The organism is Megamonas funiformis (genome assembly GCF_010669225.1).
Classification (GTDB): Bacteria; Bacillota; Negativicutes; order Selenomonadales; family Selenomonadaceae; genus Megamonas; species Megamonas funiformis.
Genome location: NZ_CP048627.1, coordinates 443,329 through 464,102 on the forward strand (window position 1 = coordinate 443,329; position 20,774 = coordinate 464,102).

General features: G+C 30.2%; 17 protein-coding genes, 2 tRNA genes and 1 pseudogene. 14 read left to right on the forward strand and 6 right to left on the reverse strand.

From position 1 onward, the window contains the following. Nucleotides 1-282 precede the first annotated feature (282 nt). Nucleotides 283-1,455: an SAM-dependent methyltransferase gene (locus GXM21_RS02230; RefSeq protein ID WP_008538829.1), complete on the forward strand. Its 1,173-nt coding sequence runs from the start codon at nt 283-285 to the stop codon at nt 1,453-1,455. A 73-nt stretch (nt 1,456-1,528) separates the two neighbouring features. Here GXM21_RS02230 and GXM21_RS02235 read toward each other — a convergent pair whose 3' ends face one another. Further along, nucleotides 1,529-2,596, reverse strand: coding sequence for a DUF362 domain-containing protein (locus GXM21_RS02235; RefSeq protein WP_008538827.1), 1,068 nt, complete (start codon nt 2,594-2,596; stop codon nt 1,529-1,531). A gap of 115 nt (nt 2,597-2,711) precedes the next feature. On the opposite strand from GXM21_RS02235, the gene bioB reads away from it, so the two are divergent. Continuing rightward, nucleotides 2,712-3,671 (forward strand): biotin synthase BioB, encoded by a 960-nt coding sequence (gene bioB / locus GXM21_RS02240; RefSeq protein WP_008538826.1) that lies wholly within the window; start codon nt 2,712-2,714, stop codon nt 3,669-3,671. A 60-nt stretch (nt 3,672-3,731) separates the two neighbouring features. Then, the gene (locus tag GXM21_RS02245) at nt 3,732-3,944 is read left to right on the forward strand and encodes an anaerobic C4-dicarboxylate transporter family protein (RefSeq protein ID WP_008538825.1); all 213 of its coding nucleotides are present in this window, start codon (nt 3,732-3,734) and stop codon (nt 3,942-3,944) included. Between the two features lie 14 nt (nt 3,945-3,958). Here the strand turns inward: GXM21_RS02245 and GXM21_RS02250 are convergent, their stop codons facing one another. Together GXM21_RS02250 and tnpA are read right to left on the reverse strand one after the other, a co-directional pair. Next, nucleotides 3,959-5,065 carry an RNA-guided endonuclease InsQ/TnpB family protein gene (locus tag GXM21_RS02250; RefSeq protein ID WP_039881338.1) on the reverse strand — a complete coding sequence of 369 codons (1,107 nt, stop codon included), beginning with the start codon at nt 5,063-5,065 and terminating at the stop codon, nt 3,959-3,961. Between the two features lie 28 nt (nt 5,066-5,093). Next, nucleotides 5,094-5,489: an IS200/IS605 family transposase gene (gene tnpA / locus GXM21_RS02255; protein WP_163604665.1), complete on the reverse strand. Its 396-nt coding sequence runs from the start codon at nt 5,487-5,489 to the stop codon at nt 5,094-5,096. Between the two features lie 103 nt (nt 5,490-5,592). Between tnpA and GXM21_RS02260 the strand changes: the two are divergent. The 9 genes and pseudogenes from GXM21_RS02260 to GXM21_RS02300 form a co-directional block, all read left to right on the forward strand. Further along, nucleotides 5,593-5,881: pseudogene (locus tag GXM21_RS02260) on the forward strand (anaerobic C4-dicarboxylate transporter); the annotation flags it as partial. A gap of 168 nt (nt 5,882-6,049) precedes the next feature. Continuing rightward, nucleotides 6,050-6,892, forward strand: a complete 843-nt coding sequence (locus tag GXM21_RS02265; RefSeq protein WP_008538822.1) for a MurR/RpiR family transcriptional regulator — start codon at nt 6,050-6,052, stop codon at nt 6,890-6,892. Nucleotides 6,893-7,138: 246 nt separating this feature from the next. Continuing rightward, the gene (locus GXM21_RS02270) at nt 7,139-8,449 is read left to right on the forward strand and encodes a PTS sugar transporter subunit IIC (RefSeq protein ID WP_008538820.1); all 1,311 of its coding nucleotides are present in this window, start codon (nt 7,139-7,141) and stop codon (nt 8,447-8,449) included. A gap of 64 nt (nt 8,450-8,513) precedes the next feature. After that, nucleotides 8,514-9,980, forward strand: a complete 1,467-nt coding sequence (locus tag GXM21_RS02275; RefSeq protein ID WP_008538818.1) for an S-layer homology domain-containing protein — start codon at nt 8,514-8,516, stop codon at nt 9,978-9,980. A gap of 48 nt (nt 9,981-10,028) precedes the next feature. Beyond that, on the forward strand, nt 10,029-10,331 hold the full coding sequence (locus tag GXM21_RS02280) for a PTS sugar transporter subunit IIB (protein WP_008538815.1): 303 nt from the start codon (nt 10,029-10,031) through the stop codon (nt 10,329-10,331). A 13-nt stretch (nt 10,332-10,344) separates the two neighbouring features. Next, nucleotides 10,345-10,656 carry a PTS sugar transporter subunit IIA gene (locus tag GXM21_RS02285; protein WP_008538814.1) on the forward strand — a complete coding sequence of 104 codons (312 nt, stop codon included), beginning with the start codon at nt 10,345-10,347 and terminating at the stop codon, nt 10,654-10,656. A gap of 11 nt (nt 10,657-10,667) precedes the next feature. Beyond that, complete coding sequence (locus GXM21_RS02290; RefSeq protein ID WP_008538813.1) at nt 10,668-12,092, forward strand: 6-phospho-beta-glucosidase; 1,425 nt, start codon at nt 10,668-10,670, stop codon at nt 12,090-12,092. Between the two features lie 17 nt (nt 12,093-12,109). Then, complete coding sequence (gene bglS / locus GXM21_RS02295; RefSeq protein ID WP_008538812.1) at nt 12,110-12,895, forward strand: beta-glucanase; 786 nt, start codon at nt 12,110-12,112, stop codon at nt 12,893-12,895. A gap of 14 nt (nt 12,896-12,909) precedes the next feature. Further along, a complete protein-coding gene (locus tag GXM21_RS02300; protein ID WP_008538805.1) occupies nt 12,910-14,682 on the forward strand; it encodes a glycoside hydrolase family 9 protein in 1,773 nt (590 codons plus the stop codon). A 103-nt stretch (nt 14,683-14,785) separates the two neighbouring features. On the opposite strand, the gene GXM21_RS02305 is transcribed toward GXM21_RS02300, so the two are convergent. The 3 genes from GXM21_RS02305 to GXM21_RS02315 all read right to left on the reverse strand — a co-directional run bounded on the left by GXM21_RS02305 (nt 14,786) and on the right by GXM21_RS02315 (nt 15,895). Then, a tRNA-Tyr gene (locus GXM21_RS02305) sits at nt 14,786-14,870 on the reverse strand. A gap of 8 nt (nt 14,871-14,878) precedes the next feature. Next, a tRNA-Arg gene (locus GXM21_RS02310) sits at nt 14,879-14,956 on the reverse strand. Between the two features lie 81 nt (nt 14,957-15,037). Continuing rightward, the gene (locus GXM21_RS02315) at nt 15,038-15,895 is read right to left on the reverse strand and encodes a helix-turn-helix domain-containing protein (RefSeq protein ID WP_008538804.1); all 858 of its coding nucleotides are present in this window, start codon (nt 15,893-15,895) and stop codon (nt 15,038-15,040) included. A gap of 303 nt (nt 15,896-16,198) precedes the next feature. On the opposite strand from GXM21_RS02315, the gene GXM21_RS02320 reads away from it, so the two are divergent. Beyond that, the gene (locus tag GXM21_RS02320; RefSeq protein WP_008538803.1) at nt 16,199-17,653 is read left to right on the forward strand and encodes an amino acid permease; all 1,455 of its coding nucleotides are present in this window, start codon (nt 16,199-16,201) and stop codon (nt 17,651-17,653) included. Nucleotides 17,654-17,691: 38 nt separating this feature from the next. After that, the gene (gene ebgA, locus GXM21_RS02325) at nt 17,692-20,766 is read left to right on the forward strand and encodes a beta-galactosidase subunit alpha (RefSeq protein ID WP_008538801.1); all 3,075 of its coding nucleotides are present in this window, start codon (nt 17,692-17,694) and stop codon (nt 20,764-20,766) included. Nucleotides 20,767-20,774: the final 8 nt, after the last annotated feature.

Sequence of the window (20,774 nt, forward strand, 5' to 3'; positions counted from 1 at the left end):
TTTTTATATAGATTTAAGAATGCTTTTTAAAGTCCAGATTAAAAATCTAGATTTTAAAAAGCATTTTTTATTGTCGAAAACAAACCTAAAATTTTTTTATCAAACTTATTAGATTTTATCTAATTGACAATAGTTATAGACAGGTATAGTATAAGTATAAAGTTAACTAATCAAATATTTATATATTAGTAACTTAAAAATAATACTATTTGTGAAATTTTAAACTACTAATTTATATTAGTAGTTTATAGTTTTTTATGAAGGATATTGAGAGGTGCTATTATGTTTGATAAATTAGAAGAAAAGGCTATGGTTCATTTTTTTAATAAATTTGATAAAAATCCATTTCTTTTAAAATTTAAAGATAATCAATATTTAGTAGGTAAAGGTGAACCAACTTTTGTAGTGGACTTTAAAAAGACAATACCTATAATGGATTTACTTAATAGTACGTCTATCGCTTTAGGTGAAGCTTATATGAATGGAGATTTAACCATTGAAGGAAATTTATATGATGCTTTAATTCATTTTTTAGGTCAAATGGATAAATTTTCTTTAAATGAAACTTTGCTAGATAAAATAATTCATCCATCTAATTCTAAAGAAAGTCAAGAAAAGCAAGTTCAATCTCATTATGATATAGGTAATGATTTCTATAAATTATGGTTAGATGAAACAATGAGTTATTCTTGTGCTTATTTTAAAAATGAAGATGATACTTTATATCAAGCACAAGTGAATAAAGTGGATTATATTTTATCGAAATTATATTTAAAAGAAGGTATGAGCCTATTAGATATTGGCTGTGGTTGGGGCTTTTTACTCATCGAAGCTGCTAAAAAATATAAGGTAAAAGGTACAGGCATTACTTTAAGTCGTGAACAATATAAAGAATTTAAATCGCGTATACAAAAAGAACATTTAGAAGATTATTTAACAGTTGAATTGATGGATTATCGAGATTTACCAAAATGGGGAAAAACTTTTGATAGGGTTGTTAGTGTAGGTATGCTAGAACATGTTGGTAGGGAAAATTATCAGTTATTCAATGATTGTATAAATGCAGTATTAAAAGATAAAGGTTTGTATTTATTGCATTTCATCAGTCAATTAAAAGAGATGGAAACTGATAGTTGGATGAAAAAATATATTTTCCCAGGTGGAGTGATACCAAGTCTCAGGGAAATCGTTTCTAGTATGGGAAATGATGATTTCCATATTCTTGATATTGAAAATTTGCGTCGCCATTATGAAAAAACTTTACTTTGTTGGGCAGATAATTTTCATAATCATTTAGATAAAATCAGTGAAATGTTTGATGAAAAATTTATTCGCATGTGGGATTTATATTTAAATGCCTGTGCAGCAAATTTCCATATAGGTGGTATAGATTTACATCAAATTTTAGTTACTAAAGGCGTAAATAATGAATTACCATTAACAAGATGGTATTGATATATTAATATAATAGAAAAGAAGCTCTATAAGTTATTTGTAGTATTTAACTTATAGAGCTTTTATTTATTCTTTATGCATTTTGATTATTACAAATAAATTCTTTTAGAAATTCATAAGTTTTTTGAGGGCTTGGTGGGCAACCTCTAACATAATTTTCAAATTTGCTAGTGCAACGACCTATGCCAATGCCATTTTCACTAAATTCTCGCCAACCTTGACCAATGAATAATTTTGTGGGTAATTTATCAAGTAAATTATCTTTATCTAATAAGGAGAGTGCTTGCAGTAAATTTTGATAACATTGCTCGCAAGGGCTAGAAGTATTGATATGAGAGGCTAATTTTGAATTATTATCACAAGTAACAGTATTATCTATTAAATTAATGATATTAGCTTTATTGATATCAGCACAGCCTATATTTAATTTAGATGCTAGTTCAATATATTCGATATCAAATGGTTTATAGCCTAGATTTTGAGCATAATAAGCATCAGCTAATAAATTATCTATAGTAGCATACATATGTTTATCTGCTTGGATATCAGATAAACTATCTATTTCTACTAATGTGAAGTTAGCTTTAATTAAATAATTTAAAAAGCAGATTGCTTTATAAAAATTGTCTGTAGTGAATAAAGAGCGATTTTGGGTGTGCAAGATATTTTGCATAGCCTGTAATGCATTGTGTAGTATAGTTGTTTCATTTGGTGAAGAAGTAACTAAATTAATAAAAAAGTCGGCATTGATGACTTTATCTATTAATTTATATTCGATACCACCAATAGTTTTTGTAGTGTAATCTTTATCCTTAAGACCATATACAGGAATATTTAATTTATCTACAATTTTATCGTATTTACAAGTTATTAATAATTGTTCTAAATCATCATCGATTAAAGAACCTAATGCAAGATTGATATTAGTAAAATTATTGTCTTGTAGGTATTTGATTATTGTAGTTAAGATTACTGGAGAAGTAGAGTATAGTGTATTATTGATATATTTTATATCAGGCTTAATAATAATTGTACTGTTTTTATTAGGGATAAATTCTGCTAATTTAGAATTAGATAATAGGTTAAAAGTGATTTCATAGAGATTTGCACCATGTGTTTGTAAAATATCTGTTGAGTTCATAAAATTCCTTTCTTAAATGATTATATAATTTGTTAACCTAGATTTTTCAAAAGTTGACATTATATAAATATAATGGTTTAATTATATTTATATAAAAGATTTAAGGTGATAACAAATGAATTGTGTAAATGATTTAAAAGAAAAAATACTAAATGGTTATAAAATTAATAAACAGGAAGCTTTAGATTTAGTGAAAGCTCCATTAGATGAATTGTCTACAGCCGCAAATGAAATAAGAAAATATTTTTGCGGTGATGATTTTGATATTTGCACTATTATTAATGGAAAATCTGGTAGATGTTCCGAGGATTGTAAATATTGTGCACAGTCAGCTCATTATACTACAAAAATAGAAACTTATCCATTGTTAAATACGAAGCCTATTTTAGAAGAAGCACAGTATAATTATAGTAAAGGCGTAGCACGTTATGCAGTAGTAACTTCAGGCAAGAGATTAAGTGATGAAGAAATAGATAAATTGGCAAATTCTTTAGATGAAGTACATAAAAAATGTAAAATAAAATTATGTGTTTCTGGTGGTTTATTGAATGAAGCTCAATTTAAAAAATTAAATGATGTGGGCGTAGAAAGAATTCATAATAATTTAGAAACCTCAAGAAATCATTTTGATAAAGTTTGTACTACGCATACTTTTGAAGATAAAGTAGAAGCAATAAAAGCTGCGCAAAGAGCAGGTATGAGTGTTTGTAGTGGTGGTATCATGGGAATAGGTGAAACCATGGAAGATAGAATAGATATGGCTTTAGAAATACGAAATTTAAATGTAAATTCTGTGCCTATAAATCGTCTAAATCCTATACCAGGAACACCATACGAACATAATAAGCCACTTACTGATGAAGATATGCAAAGAATAGTAGCTATTTATCGTTTTATTTTACCGGATTTATTTATTCGTCTAGCTGGTGGTAGAGGATTATTTACAGATAAAGGTAAAGCTTGTTTGCAGTCAGGAGCTAATGCTGTTATTTCTGGTGATATGCTCACAACAAGTGGTATTTCTATTGATACAGATATGAAGATGATACAAGAATTAGGTTTTAAAATAGTATAATTACTTATTTGCAAAGTTAAAGTTAGTGATGTAACAAATGGTTCTGTTTTTAAATCTGGTATGGTAGCTATTGTTTCTGTATATGGCGTAGCATGGATGGCAGAAACTTATTTCGGTGCATATTTACCAGAATTCAAAGAAACTTTGGGACAGATTGTTTTAGATTATCCTTGGACTTATGCAATTGTTTTATTCTTAATATCTAAATTGTTGACATACTCCCCATGCCTAAATGCAGGGGATTCTTGGATAAAAACGATACTTGCCTACTAAAATAGCAGGTCTTACTATATCTCTCCAAAGAAGGTTGATGCCCCAACCTTCCATATATTTATAGCAGCATTTCTATCTCTATCGTGGCTGGTTTTGCACTTTGCGCAAATCCACTCACGAACTGCCAAATTTTTAGTTTCAGGATTTTTTGTACCACAAACATGACAAATTTGCGAACTTGGATAGTATCTATCTATCTTTTGCACTATTGAGCCAATTTCTCTCGCTTTATATTCAAGAATTTTTATAAATTCACTAAATCCATAGTCAGATATTTTTCTACCCCAACGTTTTTGCATTCCTTTTATATTCAAATCTTCTATGCAGATTAAAGCATATTCACTACAAATTTTATTTGCTAATTTAAAATGAAAATCTTTACGTTGATTAGATATTTTCTTATGCAATCTGGCAAGAGCTATTTTTGCTAATCTACGATGATTAGAAGTCTTCTTTTTTCTAGATAATATTCTATTAGCTTTTTTTATATCATTAGCATTTTGTTTAAAAAATAAAGGTGCTTTTATATCTTCATTATCCGATGCAGTTAAAAACTGTTTAAGTCCAAAGTCATAGCCGACGCTTTTACCTGTTCTTGCTAAAACTTTATTCTCGTTAGTTTCACAAACAAAATAAAGATATATATCACCTAAAGTATCACGTTTAATTGTTATTGTTTTAACTATTCCTTCAATATCTCTACTTTTAAAATATTTGTATTTTTGTTTATTAATTTCTATCGCATTATCCTTTAAGAGTTTCCAACCTGCTTGTTTGAGCGTGAATGATTTATATTTTCGTATCTTTTTAAAAGATGGTGGTGCTGTACGAATTTTATGTTTTAAATTCCTAAAAAACAATTTATAAGCACGGTCTATTCTTTGAGTTATATCTTGAATAGCTTGCGAACCTACTTCTTTAAAATAGCTAAATTTACCTATTTTCTTAAGTTTAGTTAAATGTTTTTGAAGCTTATAGATATTAAGAGATTTTTTAAATAAACGATAATATCTTTTATGCAAAGCAATACAGTGATTGTAGATAATTCCAGCTATATTAATAACTTTATGAAGTTTTTTATTCCTTTTTGCCTTATACAATTTAAAACAATATGTCTTCACTACAATCACCTGCCTTTTTATCATTTATTTATTCTGAACGCTTTTGACTTTCTATATACTGTTTAATAATTGATATTGGTGCTCCACCAACTGTAGATACAAAATATGAATTCGTCCACAATGTTGGTAGCCTTGATTTTAACCATGAAAATTCTTCTCGAAGTATTCTTGAAGATATTCCTTTTATTCGTTTAACAACTTTATGTATACCAAATTGTGGAGCAACTTCTAAAAGCAAATGAACATGGTCTGGCATTACTTCCATCTCGATTAAATCGACGTGAAGCTCCTGACAAATATTATTAATCAACTCCTTTAATCGTTCATCAACACCATTGTTCAACACTTTTCTACGATATTTAGGACAAAATACTACATGATATTTACAAGAATATACTATATTATTATTTGATTTATATTTCATAAAAGTATTATATAACTATTAAAAATATAATACAATAAAAAACAATGATATCGAATCATTGTTTTTTAGCGAGCTTATATCCCCATAAATAAATTTAGGGGCTTTACGCTCGCATTTGGTAAATTCTCAGGCAGCAGCATTAGCTATTGTAGTACCTATGGCATTAAGTGTAGGTGTTGACCCACTTATTATCATTTCATTTATTTCTGCTTGCTATGGTTAATTTCTTCTTACCAACTTATCCATCAGATTTGGCTTGCATTGGTTTTGACCGTTCTGGAACAACAAGAATTGGTAGATTTGTAATCAATCATAGCTTTATCATTCCAGGTTTTATTGGTATCACAGTTGGTTGCTGTGTAGGTTATGTAATAACACATCTTTTATATTGATAATTTAATTAATGAAATAAAAAATCCTAGAGTATATGCTCTAGGATTTTTTGATTATAAATTTTATTGACTATAATTTTAAATAATATTAATTTGACTATAATTTTAAATAATATTAATATATAAGCTATATTTTGACAAATATAAATAAAGATTGGAGGGTTTTATGTGACAAATTTAATAAAAATATTACAAGAACAAAAAGATTTTTCTGAAACAGAAATAATGATTGCAACATATTTATTAGCAAATTTTAGGAAATTAGCTGGAATGTCAACTAGACAATTGGGTAAAAATACGTATACAAATTCAGCTGCTATTGTGCGTTTTAGTCAAAAATTAGGTTTTAGTGGATATACAGAATTTAGAGTTCAATTTTTAGCTGAAATGATGCAATATATCAATCATCCAAAAGGTGAAGAACTTGTTGTATCAACTAAAGATAGTATACATTCATTAATTGATAAAGTAACAGCTATTGAAATTGATACATTAAAAGAAACAAGGAATATGCTTAATCCAGAAGATTTTTTAAAAGCTCTAAATCTTTTTATAAAATCTAAACATATTGATTTTTATGCTATGGATAATAATTTAGATATAGCAAGAATTGCTTCAGCTGGTTTTATCATGGCTAATAAATGCTCAAGTGTACATTCTCCAATGACTATGCAATATTTACAGGCAACGAGTGCTTCAAAAGATCACTTGGGATTTATCATAAGTCGTACAGGGAATAATCGTATGTTATTAGATATTGCTCGTTTATTAAAACTACGAGGAATTTCCTTTATTTTGATTACAGCATCACCTAAGTCAGAAATAGCTAGTTTAGCAGATGTAGTTTTTTCTGTAGCAAGTGTGAAGCAAATGGAAGAATTAGGACCTAGAGTTTTTCTTTTAGGTGCAAAATATGTTACAGACATAATGTTTACCATGCTTATGACGCGTTTAGATTATCATGATTCGCAACAAAAAGAACAATGGTTAAATAAACATTTTCGTTATTAAGATGAAAATAAAAACTGCTTATTTTGATGTAGATAACATTTAAAATAAGCAGTTTTTTATTGTTATTTTGATTATTTTCAAACAATTCGTATCATTGCTACAAGTGGAAAAGATTTTTTTATATGATATTGTATCATTGTTTTGTATTAGCCAATATCTATTGAAACAGTATTTTGTTAATGATATATTAAAATTGCTTTAAGGAAAGTTCAAAAAATTATGTATAAGAAAAGGAGAGAATTCTAAATGGATAAACAAAAACTTTTTGATAGCTTTATCGAAGTTATGAGCAAGTTTGCACAAATACGTGCTGTAGTAGCATTACGTGATGGTTTTATTATGACTACACCATTTACTATTTGTGGTTCAGTATTTTTGTTGATTGCAAACTTACCAATTCCTGGATATGGAGAATTTATGGCATCCATATTTGGTAATGATTGGACAGCACCATTTAATGCTGTAGCGGGTGGTACATTTAATGTATTAGCTTTAATTGTTGTAGTCGCAATTACATACAAATTTGTAGGCAATGAAGGTTGCGATGCTAGTATGGCATCTATATTAGCTTTATCAACATTGTTAATATTAATGCCACCATCATTAGTAACTGAAAATGGTCAATTAGTAGGAGATATTATACCAAAAGCTTGGGTTGGTAGTAATGGTGTTATAACAGCAATTATTATAGCTTTTTTTGTATCATATGTTTTCTGTTATTGTGAAAAAAATAATGTTGGTATAAAAATGCCAGATTCTGTACCACAAGGTGTAGCAAGAGCTTTTACTGCGTTAGTACCTGGTATGATATTTTTTACAGTAGCTTCTGTTTTATACGGACTTTGTCATTATCTTGGAGCTATTACATTACCGGAATTAATCTTTAAAATTATTCAGACACCATTGCAAGGTCTTTCTGATACATTAGCTGGTGGTTCTATAATTGTTGCTTTACAGGGCATTTTGTTTTGGGCTGGTGTTCATGGACCAAATGTTGTTGGTGGTGTAGTAAGTCCATTATTGATAGCAAATTCTTTAGACAATCAGCATCTTATAGATATGGGTATGTCTCTTATAAATAATCCAGAAGCTAAAATTATAACAGCTCAAGTCAATGATGTATTTGTAAAAAGTGGTGGTTGTGGTTTGACATTAGGCCTTTTATTATCAGGTATATTTACTGTTAAATCTCAACAAATGAAATCTTTGTTGAAAATGGCATTTGTGCCAGGTTTATTTAATATAAATGAACCTCTTATTTTTGGTTTGCCAGTTGTATTTAATCCATATTTACTCGTTCCATTTGTGTTAGTACCTTTAATAGCATTATTTGTAACATATTTTTCAATCAGCATGGGCTTCATGTCTCCTTTTAGTGCCGTTCAAGTACCATGGACAACACCTCCAATAATTGCAGGATTTTTACTTAATGGTTGGCAAGGTGCTGTTGTACAGATAATAAACTTAGCTATTTCTACAGCAATATATTTTCCGTTTGTACGAGCACAAGATAAAGCAATGTTAAAAGAAGAACAAGATGAATTAAAAGAAGAATAATTATTAAATTATTTTTTGAGAGATTGTATATTAGAGAGAATTAATTTTGGGGGCGAATGTATTGATGCTATTAAAGAAAAATAAAGCGTTAGCTATTTCTATGGGAATATTTTTAGGATTAACAGGTACATCTTTTGCGCAATCAACATCTGATGCAGATAAAGTTTCTTCAGAAAATAAAGTTAGTGTTACTGATAATGAAAATATAAATGCAAATGTAGATAGTTTTAGTGATGTTCCTAAAGGTCATTGGGCTTATGAAGCACTTGATTATTTAGCTCAACATGGTGTCATTGAAGGTTATAAAGATGGAACATTTCAGGGAAATCGAACAATGACACGTTATGAAATGGCAAGTATAGTGGCTAATGCTATGAAATCAGATAAAGGAGATATAGGAGATAAAGCTGTATTAAATCAATTAAAAGAAGAATTTAGCGAAGATTTGAAGCAAATGCAATCACAAATTGATAAAAATACATCCGATATTTCCAAATTAAAAGAAGACGCAGAACGTTTTAAAATTAGTGGTTTTGGTAGAGTATCTTGGGATAATGACAATATCAAAGGTTATAATGACCAAAATGATAATAATCGTTTTTATCTTGATTTAAAAGGTAAATTTAAGGTTAATGATAATTGGAATTTTAATTTTGAAAGCGAAACAAATCAGCGTTATACCAGATTTGTTAATTCCAACGGCGATGTACAATATCATGAAGGTCATGGTGATGAGGACGGTGTAATTCAGCGTATTTGGGCAGAAGGTAATATTGATAAATTGCATGTTGATGTAGGGCGCAGATGGCGCGGTTTAGGTTTTCAAAATGTATTATTGGGTAATGAAACAGACGGTATCGTGCTTGATTATCCTTTAGATAATAACGGTTTAAAAGCATTAGCATTTTATCAAAAACCAACTGATGCAGGTTATGATTTTGCTATGTATGGATTAGGCGTACAAGGCCCTGTTTCTGATAATTTACAAATTAATTTAGCATATGCCCAACTAGATATTGATAAAAATGAATCTCCAGGATATGACCCATATAATGGAAATGCTCCGTTAGTAAATACTTTTGGTTCACATGGATTGGTATTGAGTGCAATGTGGAATCCGATGAAAAATATCACACTTATTGGTGATTATGTGCTTACAAATGCTGAAAAAGAACGTGTAGCTGAATGGGCTTCAGATGGAACGCAACATATTTTTGATATTGATGAAAATACAAGTAAATCTATTCGTTTGAATTATCGTTGGACTAACTTAAATGATCCAGGCTCTTTCCAACTTTATACGCGCTGGTTTGACTATGGTCGTCATGGAAATATTATGGGTGATGAAGAATGGGGCTTATTGAAACCAGGCTCTAAAGGATGGGTATTTGGTTTTAAATATATACCAGCCAAAAATATAGAATGGGAAACAATGTATGAAATTGCTGATATGTATAGTGGTATTTATGGAGAAAAAGATCAGCAATATAAACGTGATTTCATTCGTACACAAGTAGATTTCTATTTTTGATAAATAATATTTTAAAGATAATTTTATAGATAAAAGGAGTAATTTATTATGAAAAAGATTGTTTTATTATGTGCATCTGGTATGTCTACAAGTATGTTAGTAAAAAAAATGCAGGAAGCAGCAAAAGCTGAAAATTATGATTGTGAAATAGCTGCCTATTCAGCAGCAGAAGCAGTGGAAAAAGCTTCAGATGCTGATGTAGTATTACTTGGTCCACAAATTCGTTTTTCTAAAGACAAAATTGCAAAAGAATTACCAGGTGTACCTGTTGATGCTATTGAAATGCGTATGTATGGTCGTATGGATGGTAAAGGTGCTTTAGCATTTGCTAAAAGTTTAATGAAAGACTAAGGGAGAGTAAGTAATGGAAGGTTTAGAATTAATAGCATTCGAGATTATTTCTTCTGTGGGAACAGCACGTAGTTGTTATATAGAAGCAATTAGTGAAGCTAAAAAAGGCAATTATGAAAAAGCAGAAGAATTAATTGTCGAAGGTGAAAAAGTATTTATTGAAGGTCATGATAAACACAATGAATTATTGCAAAAAGAAGCATCTGGTGATAATGTAGTCAATTTATTGATTTTACATGCAGAAGACCAATTGATGAGTGCAGAAGGTTTTAAAATTATCGCACAAGAATTTATAGATGTTTATCGTAAAATAAACGTAAAATAAGGAGAATAAAAATGGGATTTCCAAAAGGTTTTTTATGGGGTGGCGCAGTAGCTGCCCACCAACTTGAAGGCGGTTGGCAAGAAGGCGGAAAAGGAATTAGCGTAGCTGATGTAATGACTTTGGGTGGACCAAATAAACCTAGAGAAATTACAGATGGTGTTGTTCCAGGAAAGATTTATCCAAATCATGAAGCTATAGATTTTTATCATCATTATGAAGAAGATATCGCATTGCTTGCTAAAATGGGATTTAAATGTTTTCGTACAAGTATTGCATGGACACGTATCTTTCCTAATGGTGATGAAGTTGAAGCAAACGAAGCTGGTTTAAAATTTTATGATGATCTTTTTGATACACTTCATCGTTATGGAATGGAACCAATTGTTACTTTATCTCATTTTGAAATGCCATATAATTTAGTAACTAAATATGGCGGATGGCGTAATCGTAAATTAGTAGATTTCTTTGTACGTTTTGCAGTTACTGTTTTTAAACGTTATAAAGATAAAGTTAAATATTGGATGACATTTAATGAAATTAATAATCAAAGAGATGTAAATACTGAATTTACAGCATTTACAAATTCAGGTGTACTTTATAAAGATGGTGAAAATAGATATGAGGTTTTATATCAAGTAGCTCATCATGAATTTGTGGCATCTGCATTAGCTGTTATTGAAGGTCATAAAATTAATCCAGATTTTCAAATTGGTTGTATGTTAGCAATGTCTCCAGTATATCCAGCAACTTGTAAACCAATGGACCAAATGGCAGCATTGAAAGAGATGGATCGTACATTTGTTTTCTCAGATGTACAATGCAGAGGACATTATCCAATGTATATATTAAAAGAATGGGAAAATAAAGGTTATAATATTAAAATTGAAAATGGCGATTTTGATATTTTAGAACGTGGAAAAGTAGATTATTTTGCTTTGTCATATTACATGAGTTTTGTCAGTGAATATGATCCTGAAGGTAAAGAACATATGGGGAAAGAAGTTAAAAATCCATATGTAAAAGCTTCTGATTGGGGTTGGCAAATTGACCCAGTTGGATTACGTTATATGTTAAACGTGATTTCTGAACGTTATGAATTACCAATGATGATTGTTGAAAACGGAATTGGTTTACATGAATATCCAGATGAAACAGGTGTAGTGCAAGATGATACACGCATAAAATATTTCTCTGAACATATTGCTGAGATGAAAAAAGCTGTAGATGAAGATGGTGTTACACTCATGGGATATTGTCCTTGGGGACCTATTGACCTCGTATCAGCAAGTACAGGTGAAATGGAAAAAAGATATGGATTTATTTATGTAGATAAAAATAATCAAGGAAAAGGTACATTAAAACGCGTACCGAAAAAATCTTTTTATTGGTATCAAAAAGTAATTAAAACGAATGGCGAAGATTATTCTATTGAATAAGTGAAGGAGTGTAGTTTATGAGTTTAAAGAAAAAAGCTATTGTTAGTACAATGCTTATGGCATTATCCATTACACCAACAGTAATTCCAAATAGTATAGTAACACCATCTATTGTTATGGCAGCACCAGCTAGCGATGTAAAAGCAAGTGAAGCTTTTGAAGTGAATTTCCAAAATGGAATGCCAAAAGGATTTGAGGCTTCTGATGGATGGACAAATGGATATATGTTCAATGTAAATTGGCATAAAGAAAATGTTACATTTGATGGTGGAAACCTTCAATTAATTATTGATAAAGAAAAAAAAGCTGATAAAATACCATATTCTGGTGGAGAATTTCGTAGTAAAGATTTTTACGGTTATGGAAAATATGAAGTATCAATGAAACCAATAAAAAATGATGGTGTAGTATCTTCTTTCTTCACATATACTGGTCCATCTGATAATAATCCATGGGATGAAATTGATATAGAATTTTTAGGAAAAGATACAACAAAAGTTCAATTTAATTATTTCCGTGATGGAAAAGGTGGACATGAATATTTATATGATTTAGGTTTTGATGCATCTGAAAGTTTCCATACTTATGGCTTTGAATGGCATAAAGATAAAATTATTTGGTTTGTTGATGGTAAAGAAGTATATCGTTTGGAAGGAACAACAATTCCGGTAACAAAAGCTAAACTTATGATGAATGCTTGGTGTGGAACAGGTGTAGATGAATGGTTGAATGCATTTGATGATAAAAATTTACCTGTAAAAGCAGAATATCAATGGATAAAATATACTCCATTTACTGAATAAGGAGTTATTTGATTATGTATAATAAGAAAAAACTCAGTCAAATTATTTTATCTGGATTAATGGCGGTAAGTTTTTCATCGATATCACTACCTATAGAAGCAGCTGATATGGGGCTACATGTTGACCAAGTAGGATATCTGCCAAATTATTCAAAAGTAGCAATGGTAACTGACTCTAATGATACTACTTTTGAAATAATTGATACAAAAGATAATAAAGTTGTATTTAAAGGAAATTTATCTGAACCTAAATATGATAAAATTTCTGAAGAAACTTTACGTAAAGCCGATTTTTCTTCTTTGAATGTACCAGGAACATATATTTTAAAAGTAGGTAATCGTGAATCATATGATTTTGTAATTGGTGATGATGTCTATGATGTACCTATGGTACAAAGTTGGCGTTCATATACTTTATCAAGAACTAATACTGCTATAAATGATGATAAAGTTTCTGGACTAAAATTAGAAGGTGGACATAAGCAAGATAAAGAAGCTCGTGTTTATTTCTCTGATAAATTAAATAATAAAGGTGATAAAATAGATGTTAGTGGTGGATGGTATGATGCAGGAGATTATGGTAAATATATAACAACAGGAGCATTAAGTAGTGCTGAATTATTGTTAGCATATGAAGCAAATCCCGACCATTTCACTAAAGGTCAATTGTTATTTCCAAAAGGCATAGAAAATAATACAAATATGCCAGATGTTTTATCAGAGGTAAAATTTGAACTTGACTGGATGGAAAAAATGCAACGTGAAGATGGCAGTACATTCCATAAAGTATCAGGTTTGACTTGGCCAGGATTTGATATTTCTCCAGATACAGATAAGCAAGATAGATATATTTTTAGTACAGCTACTTCTAGTTCAGCTATGTATGGTGCAAGTTTAGCAATAGCTTCACGTGTATATGAACAATATGATAAAGATTATGCTAAAAATTTAAAACAAAATGCTGAAGCTGTTTGGCAATATTTAGAAAAAAATCCTAAACCAATTTATCGTGTTGATGAAGGACAAGAAAATGGTTCAGGCCCATATAATAAAGATACAGATCTTGAAGAACGTTTATGGTTAGCTGCAGAAATGTTTAGAACAACAGGTGATGCTAAGTATGAATCTTATTTGAAGAAAGAGTCTAAACGTTTAACTGATAAACCAAGCTTTTTTACATGGGATGATACTTTAGCTTTAGCACAATTTGCATATGCTAAATCTAATAATGCAGATAAGCAACTTCAAAATAAAGTTATTAATGCTTTAATTAGTTATGCAGACGATATTTGTACAAGTATAAAAACAGATGGTTTTAATTGTTCTTTAAAAGAAAATGAATATACATGGGCTTCAACTAAAAATGCTTTGACTAAAGGTGATATTTTATTAATGGCATATCAAATTAAGCCAAAACAAGAATATTTAGAAGGAGCACTAGCACAAATTCATTATCTTTTTGGAAGAAATTCACTTGATAAGAGTTTTATGACTGGTGTAGGAGATAATCCACCATTACATCCACATAATCGTATCCATGAAAGCACAGGAGCTTATGTTTCAGGTCTTGTTGTCGGTGGACCAAATCATGTTATAGGTGGAGATCCAGACCAAACAGAATACTTGAACAGTGGAAATATTCCTATAGCAAAATCTTATCTTGATGTGGTAAGTTCTTGGTCTACAAATGAATATGCTATAGATTATATTTCATCTGCTGTTTATGCTTTATCTTGGTTTGCAGAACCAGACTCAGTTAAAGTTGAAGATTTAAAATATAATAAGTAAATAAAAATTGCTTTCTAATTTAATTATTAGAAAGCAATTTTTTTATACATATATTTATAAAACAAAAAAAGCTCCGATAAAATCGAAGCTTTAATCTACAAAATGGTGGGCAGGGATGGATTCGAACCATCGTAGCCTACGGCGACGGATTTACAGTCCGTTCCCTTTAACCACTCGGGCACCTACCCATTACAAATGGTGACCTTGGCAGGACTCGAACCTGCGACCTTTTGATTCGTAGTCAAACACTCTAATCCAGCTGAGCTACAAGGCCATTTGTTTATTGCTCTCACAAGCAACTTCTATATAATAGCATAGATATATTTTTTTGGCAAGTGTTTTTTATAAATTTTTTTTAAGAAAAAGAATCTTCACCAAAACGCATATATTCTTTGCGATACTCAGAAGGCGTCTCTCCAATGTATTGTGTAAATAATTTAGTGAAATAAGGAGCATGTTGAAAACCTACAGTATAGCTAATATCTGTTATACTCAAAGAAGTTTTTCTCAATAATGTACATGCTTTACTTAGACGATATTGTTGTAAATATTGACTAGGACTTATTTTTAAATATTTTTGAAATAATTTAAAGACATATGTTCTGTCGATATTATTGGCGGTAGCAATATCAGAAATACTGATATTGTCAGCATAATTTTTGTGAATGTAATTTAAAATAGCATTGAAATAAACTTCTGTAGTTGAAAGTTCTGCTTTTTGTTTTAAGCGTAAATGATTACCAAGATAATCAAATAATAAAAAAGTTGTAGAAATACTTTTAAAATAACGTTCTCGTTGAAATTCTTGATAAATTTTTTCAAAAAGATTTTTAAGATGTGTATCTAGTTCATTATGAATAATATACGTTTCTGGGCTTAATCCGCACATGCTTAAAAGTTTGTGAATTTGTTTTCCGCGTAAACCGATCCAATGATAACTCCAAGGGTTTTCAGGTAAAGGATAATATTTATTTTTTGTATAAGGCGGTATCATAAAAATATCGCCAGCTTTGATATGGTTTTGTTTATCTTCGATTTGAAAAATACCTTCACCAGCAATGCAATAATGAATTACCCAATAATCAATAGGAACAAATTCATAAGGTTTAGTTGGCTTACATTCTTCATAACCACATTCATAGAGGTGGAAATCTTCGCTTATAGGATTGTTGTTGAATAAAACACTTACATCATTTTTAAAGATTTTTCCCATAAAAACACCTTCAATATTTTTATTTGAGTATATTATAAGAAGAATTCTTGAGATAGTCAATGTATCTTTGTCAACATAAGTATAAAAAATCAACAAATATATATTTTAAATATAATATTTTATCAACATAAATATAAAATATTTCAACATAGCTGATAGAGTCTGCTAAGGGCAAATGCTATAATAATAATCGAAGTAAATACGTATATACTTGATAAAAAGATTGATAATTTGTTATTTTTATTATCTTTTATTTATTGAATTAAAAAGAATAATAAGAATATACAGAAAAGGAGAATTGTTATGGATAATCAAAGAGCGAGATTAGGTCAAATAGCTTTAATGATGATGACTTTTTCGGCAGTATATACTTTTCCAAGTATTATTAATAATAGCATACAAATTGGATTAGCTACTATTCCAGCTTATATATTTGGTTCTGTTTTCTATTTCTTACCATTTATTTTGATGATGAGTGAATTTGCATCAGCAAACTCTGATAAAGAATCTGGTATTCATAGTTGGTTAGAATGCGTTTTAGGTTCTAAATGGGCATTTTTAGGTGCATGGTGTTATTTCTTTGTAAATTTATTCTTCTTCGGTTCTTTATTGCCACAGACATTAATTCAAGGTTCTTATGCACTTTTTGGTACGAATGTTTTTGTGGGCGATAATTCTACATTGATTATTGCATTAGTTTCAATAGTGTTATTCTGGATTGCAACATATGTTTGTATCAAAGGTGTAAGTTGGATTTCTATTGTTACAAACTTAGCAGGTAGTGCCAGATTATTCATGGGTATAGCGTTTGTTATCTTAGCATTTATCGTAGTATTTGGTTTAGGTGAAGCTCCTGCACAAGAATTTTCTATGGAAACAATCACTCCAAGATTTGATTGGACTTTCTTTATGACTATGGCTTGGGTTTTACAAGCTTGTGGTGGTGGTGAAAGTATTGGTGTTTACATAAAAGATGTAAAGGGCGGTAATAAAACTTTTATAAAGGTAATGGTATTATCCACTATCTTTGTTGGTTTGATGTATGTATTAGGTTCCATTGCCGTAGGTTTAGTAGTTCCTACAGCTGCATTACAAAATAACTTTGCTAATGGTATTTTTGATGTATTTAAAATTTTAGGTACACATTTTGGTATTCCAGGCGATATCATGGTTCGCTTAGTAGGTGTAATTTTATTCTTAGGAAGCTTAGGTTCTTTAGCTCTTTGGACAGCAGCTCCAGTAAAAGTATTCTTCTCTGAAATTCCAGAAGGTATTTTTGGTAAATGGATTGTAAAAACTAATCATGAAGGTAACCCAACAAATGCTTTAATTGTACAAGGTATCGTAGTTAGCGTATTGCTTATTATTCCAGCCTTAGGTATCGGAAATATGGATAGCTTCTTACAGATGCTCATCAATATGACAGCAGCAACATCTTTATTACCAGTATTATTATTATTGATTGGTTATATCGTTTTACGTTGGAAAAAAGACGATATGGATAGAAGCTTTAAATTTGGTAGTAGAAATTTTGGTATCTTTGCAGGTGTATTCTTATTACTTGTATTCATCTTCGTATTCTTCATGTCTACAGTTCCAGACCCAACATTAATTATGCAATATTTAGATGGTACATTACCTCAAGATGCAGCAAATCCTATTTTAACACTTGTTTATAATGTATTAGGTGTAGTAGTATTTATGGGTATTGCTTGGGTTTGTTGGAACCGTTATGAAAAGAAATTAAATCAAAAATAAAATAGACAAATTTAGATATTATTTAGGAGGAATTTTTTATGAAAACTTGGGAAAATCATCAAATTGATGGAATTAATAGAATGCCAGCAAGAGCACATTTCTTGACATTTCCATCTAAAGAAAAGGCACTTTTAAACAACAATAGATATACTCATGCATTTAAAAATTTAAATGGCGTTTGGAAATTTATGTTTTTAGATGCTCCAGAATATAGTCCAGAAGGTTTCTTTAATAGTGATTTTGATGTAACTAAAATGGACGATATCACAGTTCCAGGAAATTGGCAGTTACAAGGCTACGGCAAAATGCACTATTCTGATTTATGGTATAATTTCCCTATTAATCCACCATATGTACCAACAGAAAACCCAACAGGTATTTATAAACGTACATTTTTTGTAGAAGAAAGCTATCGCGATAAAAAAATCATCATTAGATTTTGCGGTGTAGACTCTGCATATCATTTATGGATTAATGGCAAGGAAGTAGGCTATAGCAAAGTTGCTAGAAATGAATCTGAATTTGATATTACAGATTTAATCCGTGTAGGCGAAGAAAATGATGTAACTGTTCGTGTATATCAATGGTCTGATGGCACATATTTAGAAGACCAAGATATGTGGTGGGAAAGTGGAATTTTCCGCGATGTAGAATTAATAGGTGTGCCTAAAGATGGTATCAATGATTATAAAGTAATTGCTGATTTAGATGATGAATATAAAAATGGTATTTTCAAAGTAGAAGCTTTCTTACGTACAATAAAAGAAGTTAATGTTACTTTTGAATTAGTAGATGCTGGTGAAAATACTGTATTTACAAAAACTGTAGTAGCTAAAGAAGGCAAAGCTTGCATTGATGAAGTAATCACTAATGTAAATCATTGGACAGCAGAAACTCCTTATTTATATAAATTATTTATGACTGTAGAAGATGACGGTCAAATTGTAGAAGTTATTCCTCAAAATGTAGGTTTCCGCAATATTAAATTAAATGGCGAAACTTTCTTAGTAAATGGTGTAGCTATTAAATTTAAAGGTGTAAACCGTCATGATTATAGCCCACAAAATGGTCGTGTAGTATCTAGAGAAGAAATTGAAAAAGATATTATTTTAATGAAACAATTCAATATCAATGCAATTCGTACATCTCATTATCCTAATTCTTATTATCTATACGATTTATGTGATGAATATGGTATGTATTTAATCGCTGAAACAGATTTGGAATGTCATGGTTTTGAATTGACTGGCGATTATAAATGGATTACAGATGATCCTTCTTGGGAACTTGCTTATGTTTCTAGAATGACTCGTATGATTGAACGCGATAAAAACCATCCTGCTATTATCTTCTGGTCTTTAGGAAATGAATCTGCTTTTGGTTGCAATTTCCGCAAAATGACAGATGTAGCACATGAAATGGATCCTACAAGATTAGTTCATTATGAAGGCGACTTTGATGTAGAATCTGCTGATGTTTATTCTACAATGTACACATGGATTGAAAATCCAAAGAAACCATATCTCATGAAAGATATTATTGAAAAATCTAAAAAACCACATATTCACTGCGAATATTGCCATGCAATGGGTAATGGCCCAGGAAACTTAAAAGATTATCAAGATTTAGTATATGCTCATGATAAATTACAAGGTGGTTTCGTTTGGGAATGGTTTGACCATGGTATTGAATCCTTCACAGAAAGTGGAGAAAAATATTATCGCTATGGCGGAGATTTTGGTGATGACCCAAGCAATAAAGATTTCTGTATCGATGGCTTAATCATGCCAGATAGAACACCATCTCCAGGTTTATATGAATATAAAAAAGTTATTGAACCAATTACAACTACTGCTGTAGATATTCAAAAAGGTATCATAAACTTATTAAGCCGTTATGATTTTGCAAATTTAGATAGATTTAATCTCGTTTATAAAGTTATGGAAGATGATGTAATTCTTCAAACTGGATTTATGGCTGTTCCTTCTATTGAAGCTAGAGCAAATAAAGACATTACATTACCATATGATTTATCTGCAATCAAAGTAAAACCAGGAGCTCATTACTATGTAAATATTTCTTATCAATTAAGAGAAGACACAAGATATGCTTCTAGCGGTCATGAACTTGCTACTGCTCAATTTGAATTACCTTTATATAAAGAAGGTATCATGGTAAGACCAGAAGGTATTTTAAATGTTGAAAAAGAACATACTACTTTACATGTAAAAGGCGCTAACTTCTCTTTAGACTTTAACTTAGTAAATGGTAATTTAATGAATATTGTTCGTGATGGTATGCAAGTATTGAGCAAAGGTCCTCGCTTAACTTTATGGAGAGCACCTATCAGCAATGATATGGAAATCATTGATAAATTGAAAAAAGTATACTTCTTACATCTTGAACATGAAGTAGTGATGAATATTGATTATCACATGGAAGGCAATATCTTAAAAGTAGAAGTAGATACAATCAATAGTACAACTAATAGTGCATGGCACTTCAAAACAAAATATGTATATACAGTATGCCCATCTGGCGATATCTTAATTGATGTAGAAGGTACTCCTTCTGGTAGAGTTGATTTAGCACCAGATATGTTACCTAGAATTGGTGTAAGTATGCACTTAGACAAATCTATGGAACATGTACGCTATTTCGGTATGGGACCTGGCGAAAACTATGCAGACTCTAAAGAAGCAGCGCAAATGGGCTTATATGCAAATACTGTAGATGGATTATTTACAAACTATGTAATTCCTCAAGAAAATGGAAATCATATGGGTTGTAAATGGGTATCTATGACAAATGACAGAGGTATGGGTCTTTTAGCATCAACTGAAGGTGATTTTAATTTCAGTGCTTCTTGGTATGAAGATAAAGATTTAGATGATGCAAAACATACTTGTGATTTAGTAAAACGTGATTACATTGTATTTAATGTAGATTACAAACAAAATGCTTTAGGTACAAATTCTTGCGGTCAGTGGCAATTGGATAAATATCGTGCAAAATTTGAAGACTTTAAATTATCCTTTAGATTGACTCCATTTAACAATAAAGAAGTTTTGGATAAACATTTAGCTGCTGAAAGAATTTGTCTTGATAAATAATAAAATAG